This is a genomic window from Vibrio glycogenivorans, from assembly GCF_051660965.1.
GTDB lineage: Bacteria > Pseudomonadota > Gammaproteobacteria > Enterobacterales > Vibrionaceae > Vibrio.
This window is the reverse complement of the sequence record NZ_JBPVIS010000028.1, coordinates 1-7,005: the sequence shown is the minus strand read 5'-3', so window position 1 is coordinate 7,005 and position 7,005 is coordinate 1. Positions and strand designations below refer to the sequence as shown.

At 44.5% G+C, this 7,005-nt stretch carries 6 protein-coding genes; 1 reads left to right on the top strand and 5 read right to left on the bottom strand.

What is annotated here, in order from left to right:
• On the bottom strand, positions 1-1,010 hold a 1,010-nt coding region (locus ACSTTG_RS24085; RefSeq protein WP_438476611.1), incomplete at its 3' end, for an ISNCY family transposase.
• A 324-nt stretch (positions 1,011-1,334) separates the two neighbouring features.
• The gene (locus ACSTTG_RS24080) at positions 1,335-2,852 is read right to left on the bottom strand and encodes a trypsin-like serine protease (protein ID WP_438476610.1); all 1,518 of its coding nucleotides are present in this window, start codon (positions 2,850-2,852) and stop codon (positions 1,335-1,337) included.
• Between the two features lie 958 nt (positions 2,853-3,810).
• Here ACSTTG_RS24080 and ACSTTG_RS24075 point away from each other — a divergent pair.
• Positions 3,811-4,659: a hypothetical protein gene (locus ACSTTG_RS24075; RefSeq protein ID WP_438476609.1), complete on the top strand. Its 849-nt coding sequence runs from the start codon at positions 3,811-3,813 to the stop codon at positions 4,657-4,659.
• A 181-nt stretch (positions 4,660-4,840) separates the two neighbouring features.
• Here ACSTTG_RS24075 and ACSTTG_RS24070 read toward each other — a convergent pair whose 3' ends face one another.
• The 3 genes from ACSTTG_RS24070 to ACSTTG_RS24060 all read right to left on the bottom strand — a co-directional run bounded on the left by ACSTTG_RS24070 (position 4,841) and on the right by ACSTTG_RS24060 (position 6,875).
• Positions 4,841-5,647 (bottom strand): AAC(3) family N-acetyltransferase, encoded by an 807-nt coding sequence (locus ACSTTG_RS24070; protein WP_438476608.1) that lies wholly within the window; start codon positions 5,645-5,647, stop codon positions 4,841-4,843.
• Positions 5,648-5,999: 352 nt separating this feature from the next.
• Positions 6,000-6,161 (bottom strand): hypothetical protein, encoded by a 162-nt coding sequence (locus ACSTTG_RS24065; protein ID WP_438476607.1) that lies wholly within the window; start codon positions 6,159-6,161, stop codon positions 6,000-6,002.
• A 234-nt stretch (positions 6,162-6,395) separates the two neighbouring features.
• Positions 6,396-6,875: a hypothetical protein gene (locus tag ACSTTG_RS24060; RefSeq protein ID WP_438476606.1), complete on the bottom strand. Its 480-nt coding sequence runs from the start codon at positions 6,873-6,875 to the stop codon at positions 6,396-6,398.
• Between the last annotated feature and the right edge of the window lie 130 nt (positions 6,876-7,005).

Below are 7,005 nucleotides of genomic sequence, written 5' to 3'. Positions count from 1 at the left end.
CGCACTGGCGAGTCGATGACGTACATTTTGCTATCGAAGCTGAAGGTGTGGTCGCGGCGTATCGTACGATACTCTTTCTGCACACAGATACTATTGAGGTCCAAGTCAGGCGGCACGGGTTTAAACGCGGTGCTTGAACTGGCGGCCATCACCATGACATTCTTAACCCAGTAATTGGGAATAAACTCCTCGTGTAAATAGCGATTAGCGCCGTCCATATCGGTGATGTTGTTCAGCCGCAGCTCCGGCACGAGGCGGTCCTGGAAGGTGTCGAAGGCGCGTTCTATCCGCCCTTTACCTTGCGGTGAGTTAGCGAAGATAATCTCGATACCGAGCTCCTCACAAGCCCGTTGCATTTGCGAGAAGTTACTGCGTTTGGGACCGCCAAAGATACCGGCTCTATCCACATACAACGTCTTAAACACCCCACGCTTTTCGATGTACGCACGCATCACTTTCATGCAGCCTTCAGTGGTTTCAGAGCGAAAGAACTGCGCATGGATATCACTGGTCGCATCATCAACGATAGCGATTAAGCACGAGCGCTCATTACCGAACCAGCGATGCGGACTACCATCCATTTGCAGCATCAGCCCAGGTGAAGGCATCCGCTGACGATACTTTCGAACTCGGCTACGGCGGCGCTTAGCGCGTTTGACATGGTGAATATCGTGCGCCCAAGAGCGCAAGGTCTCACGCTTAATCGACAGCCCCTCATTCTTCTCCAGAAGCTCTGAGAGGTGTTGAAGATTGAAGTCGTAGTACTTGATTTGAATGAGGCGCTGGACCTCCTTCTTGAGTGACTCAGGGATTTTATTGATGGGAGCACGACCCGTATTACCATGAATCACGAATCGAATACCTTCTTTGCGATACCGGCTCAAGTAACGTTCAACGGTTCTTCGTGATTTCTGCAGCAATTGAGTCGCGCTATGGATAGTGATTTTGCCATCAATGACTTTGCTAATGATATCGACAGTAAACTGAGATTTTGAATCCATGTAGAACATCCTTAGCACCCTTTAAAGCTGGTTTTGATTACTTTAAAAGGTACGCTAATCTGTTCCGTCACTTTCCCTTGGTAGTTAGCTTAACGACAAAGTCGCTTGGTAATTAACATACGACAGAATTGCTTGGTGATCACATTGTGATTACCAAGGGTTGTAAATTATTTTTGGACAAAACCTTGTTAGGGCAAATACTTAATTCTGCGATTATCGAATTATCTATAGTATGGCAAAGTGATGACAGTGAAGATATCCGCTGATAATGCTCTTTACAAGGGGGGAACCGCCGCTGATGGAAGAAGGGAGCGCAAAGCACTCCCCAAAAAGTTATTTCTTAAACTTGAACTGTCTTATACTTAAAACTGCTAGCACTGTCAGCAGGCCGAATGACATAGAGCCACCTGATTTAGAGCCGCTTGAGCCGCCACTACTTCCGTTATTACCTTCGCCAGGCGTACCCGGCTTCAGCTCTTCTTCTGGCTCTTCTTCATCTTTGTCAGTACCGTTATTAGAACCATCGTCACCACCTTCAGGTGGAAGGATTGGTGTACCTGGTTTACCTTGGACACTACCAGTAAGACTGAGTTGAATGAATTCAACATCTGTTAATTGAATAGCGTATGTTTGAATTGAATTATCAAGTTCGAAATCACTTGAAACCTCAATTGTCACATGGCAGCCATCTTTTGAAGCTAGAAGGCCACAATCTTCAACTACCGTGAAAACACCATCAATACTTTCGCTATTCAGGTAAGTATCAACCGTCCCTTTAGAAAAGTTTTGAATAACAAATGTCGCAGAGTTAGATTCATCAATGTCAATGCTCACTTCTGATGGGAACAAAAGACCATCAATGGCACGAACAAACCAATCGGTGTACGCATCAAAACTGATCACTTCACTTCGAAGTTTCGAACCGTCTTGCGCGCCCATGGTATTTGAGCTGATCACACCGATGATTGCACCATTGTGAACAAGTGGCGTACCAGAATCGCCGGGCTTAACAGAAACCTCTTCATTGTAGTAAAGGTTCTTGTGCCCAGGGTTGTAGTAACACTTTTCTGATTCCAGAGTACATGGCTCGGGAACTTTCAATGGGTCACCCATAATATCCAAGTATCCCGTATCAACCCACTCGTAGACAACATGAGGTTTCATCATCAGAATTGAAGTGAATTCCATCAAAACATCAGACGTGGTGCCCGTAGAATCTAGAGTCCCCCACCCACGGAAGGTGAATTCATCACCCAACTGCAGGTGGTCGTCAACACCGTTAAAGGTCTGGAATACCATCGCAGAGTCCGCATGTACAATAGGCTCATCCAACTTCAATAAACTCAGATCTTTCTGGATGTAATGGCCCATGAAATCATCACCATAACTACGATAGCGCTCAATAACACTGTCACTGTACAGATGTGAGTTATGGACATACAGATCACCTGCAAAGCCATTACTACTCCACTCTGGCTCAACCACAGAATCATGGTACGACCATTCTAGTTGCACGGCATCAGCCTCAGAATTTCCTGAGTTGGATGGAATATGCACTACATTTCGGTAGTGCTTAGCGACAGGGTTACTGCGACTTAGACCCTGCGTAATTTCAATTGGGTTTTCATCCCACCCAACCATACAGTGAGTCGCAGTAAGAATGTAATTCTCACCCAATAGCGCACCACCACAGGTCACTGTCCCAAAACCGTTAACCAAATTTATCTTAAGGCCTACCATATAATCTCGGTAGTCCTCTTGAGCAACTGGAGTACGAACTTCCTCAGCAACCGCAGCGCCTGTGAAGAGTGCTGCCGCTGCAAATAACGCTAAAGTCGATTTAGTTTTCATAATCTTCACCTTTATCCTTAATTTAATTCAATCTCCGGCAGGAGCCTCGAACTCGCACCAGAGATGCTTGTTCTCAGAGTTCCCCAATGGGGTTTGTCTGATTTAAGGCGGCAAGGTGACGTAGCAGAGAGATGCGCTTCATTTTTGATGCTGTCGGCAGAATGGAGTTAGAGGTCGGTGATATCCCTTCAATGCCATTTGCGCCTTCCTTGTCGCTTCGGGGCTCAAACATGAATACTGCCAGTGGGATTAAAACCACCGTTCCATGGCCTTCCTTGGTTACTACAACGAATAGTGTCTCACGACATTAACTATCCACAACTAAACCCAACAGAAGGTCAGGTTAAGGAGATGTAATGATAACTTACAAAGTTGTACATTTGGTTGCAGATAATATTATTGCGTATTAGCGGTGTGATTTAGATCAACCTTTAAAGGTTAAAGTTATTAAATATCAATAAGTAACACATAACAGCCCCTCACCTATAGTGTTATGAGACATCTCAAATAATATTGATTGGTGGGCTGTTTTTTGTGTGTTTTATCCATTAAAAAATCTTGGGGAAACACGACAGGCGCGTGCTAGTGATTTTAAGTCGATAAAAAAAATGGGGCAGAAATGAGTTATGCAGCCATCAAACGCACTGCCTCTTATGGGCCTTTACATCGGCCAACAAAATTGCAGTACTGCAATTTTGTCCGGTCCTGGGCTGCTCCCGAATTATCCTTGGGCTATGTTTGATGCGGGGAAGGCGGGTTTGGGGACATCTAGGCTGTTTGATTCGGTGTGTCACCCGAGTTAGCCCTCAACGGCCGTCACGGTGCCAGCCAGCAAAGTTCTGGACAAAAGTGTGTCAGGAACTTCGTTCATTTTGCTAATTGTGGATTAACAGCTATGTAGCAAAAATGTATAGTAATAACCTGAAGTTATTGAAAATGTTAACTCTACTGGTGTGATATGCTGAATAAGATAAAATCGAACTCTGCTAGGCTTTTTTGTATCAACCCAGAAACACCTCTGTATAGAGTCCCTTTGTTTTTTGCTGCTATTGCGGTACCACTTCTATTATGCCTACTTCTATATTTAGCCGTTGCTATCAATGAGAACCTCAAATTTAGTTTCACCAAAGATGGATATGATTACTTTTGGGAGATATCAAAACTACCTCTTGGTGTGCTCGCGATGGTGTTTCCTCTTGCTGGATTGATAAACCATATACACACCTCAAAACAAAAGCTTCATCGCGACAAGTCAGTACTGTTTTTTGAACATCGGCGGTATGTAAAAGAAACCATCGAAAGCTATGGTTTTGAGTTCGATAATTTTGATGCGTTCTATTGCAAAACATACCCCTCAAACGGTGTTGGAAGTTACGAGCCAAATGGGTTGAATAGCAAGGTTAGGGAATCGCTCACATCTTCGATTAAGTTGATCGACGATCAGTTTGACAACGCACAGATTGATGGCTGTTTGACAACTGAAATGATCAATAAAATTAATGTGTTTAAGCAAAATTCAATAATGTTACTGCATATCGCTTCCAAAGCATTGTTTCTGAAATTCTCTTTTCCCGAACACTCAGGTTTACACCTAGAAAACCTCAGAAAGCTTGAAGATTTCCTAATATATAGCTCAAGTACTGCCCATGCACTATCAGGGAAAACTAGAGGAATTACCGCCGTTTCAGATATTTTCCAGCAAAATAAAAAACCTGAGTATTACCTGAACTTGAGTGGCGAGTTTTTATGTGAACAGAAAAGGCTTCTCGATGAAGAAGGTACTGAGCCAATAAAATTAAGCTCATAATGGTTTCTGTGTTCTAAACACGTCTTGGGGCATTTTCGTGTTTCATACCCCATCAACAATTCTTTGGACATTCGTACGTTTGGGTTTGTCAAAGTAGGGTCGCTTTCGTTTGAGGCTAGGTAGGGAAAAGACAAGAGCATTCCCTGTTCAAAGCCTATCTTAAATTGTCGCACGATGGCGATTACGCTTTGCTTCTTCCACCGCGCACCATATCGTTGCACCGATGACAGTTCACGGTCCCACAGTGAGTAATACTAGGATCACGGACGATAACGTCAGCAATGGTATTTACAAAGCGGTGAAAGTCGTAAACCCTTACTAAGCTATTGCCAATTTTAATTTCACTTTCAATCTCGCTAACATAAGGCCTTAGACTTTCAAAACCATCTGAGCAGCTTCCTTCTTCGGTTTCGACTACTTGACCGTTTTGTACAGCCCAGCGCCGAAATAAACCTTTCCCAGCAAGTTCTTCAGCATAGTGGATCGGTGTGCAGGCTTTAAAATTGACTCCAGCAAGTATCACTACCGCTGGCAGATTTCCGCTGTAAATGGCTTTATAAGCGGAGTAAACATTAAGTGGGCTCTGATTTGCGAGCAGCAAGGCTTTGTCTTTACCTGTAATAGCAAACGAGTTCGTTGGGTGCTGTGTCCGAGCGGTGTATTCAATACCCAAAAGCAACTTTGGAATTACTCCCATCGTCGGCTCTATTTGAGATGGAGCACCCGTATAGTTTACAGAGCGCATTTCAAGTACCGATTCGTAGTCGATACCATTGTTAAGGTAGTTTATACGTGCTGGGTAGGTCTGAGCTAAATAAAAGAAGGTAGGGCAAACCAAGGTACAGCCGCTCTCCAAAAAGGCATCGATAATTGTTTGTGGGCCGCCTTGAACATCGCCAAAAGATCTAAATGAGGAGTGAAGGCATACAACTTTGTTTGCTATGTTGAGGCGTCCAAGCTGACCTATGATATCTTCTTTAGTTAGCACCTTGTTCTCCGTTTGATTCCGTGATGGTAGACGAGTTTTAGTCACTATAACGTATTCGGTTCAAGGGAGGATACTTAGTGCCTCTTGCCTCATATATAAGTTTTGATTATGTGATTATGAGCTAAGAGTGGATGTGGTTCTATCGGGGACAACACGTTTTGGGGCAGAAATGAGTTATGCAGCCATCAAACGCACTGCCTCTTATGGGCCTTTACATCGGCCAACAAAATTGCAGTACTGCAATCTTGTCCGGTCCTGGGCTGCTCCCGAATTATCCTTGGGCTATGTTTGATGCGGGGAAGGCTGGAAACAGAATGGATGTGCGCTTGATGCGTGGCGCACATCCATCTCATCAAGATGCGATTAATGCATATTTAAGAAGTAGCTCTAGTCTGTCGGTATCAGTTTCAATACCGTTTGGACCAATATCTACGGAGAGGAGCCATACCACGAGTAGAGCTAAAAGAGAGCGGTAAGGGGCAAGAAGTGATAACACTTTGATGAGCTTTTTCATTGTCTAAGTCCTTTTTCACACTGAGTCTTTCATGGTATATATTCTGCAAAAAAGCAGATACTTCTATCATCCTGACTTCTACGCCCCCTTTTCTGCGGTCGATAACATAACCTGATGCCGTAACTAGGGTCTAGACGGCGGTGCAGAGACTCCCCCGTTACTGGTAGGCAACGGGAATAAAGTGGTTGCTCGTTAAGGAGACGTGATGTCGGGGCCATCACGGCCGCAAATGTATTAGTAAACCGGGTATGGCATCGGGCCTAGTGGTACGGGATAGATTGGGTCAATTGGATTGGTAAACGGTCCACGAATGGGGCCACAGTCGGGACCGTAACCATACCCGTTAGGCAAAGAGTCGATATGTATGATTGAGTGCGCGTTTGCGCTGGCCAAAACGCTTACAGGGTCCTCAACACAAGCTGAGAGTTTTACGTTGCTGTCGCATAGGTGCACTTGAGTGGGCAATCTTGCCCCCGTTAACGGATCGCCTGCGGAGACCTCAACCCAAACCGATAGCTTTCCACTGCTGCCGTATTGGTTCATGTAAGAGGTAATTGTATGATTTGTAAGCCAGCTAGTATTACTTAACGTCTTGATACTGGCGTAGTCATTTAAAACAATATCATCATGGTCATTACCTGAGTGGAACTTTACGCCCTTGCTCAAGTTATACTGTCCGATGTCTTGAGCGAAATGCTGCTGTTGGTGTGGCAATACCTCTACCCTGGTAAGACCCCAGAACTCTATACACTCTCAAGCTCCTGAAAATACTGTCTTTCATAGTCATTTGGTGACAGTCCACCATTAGTACCATGATTTCGTCTGGGATTGTAGAAACACTCGA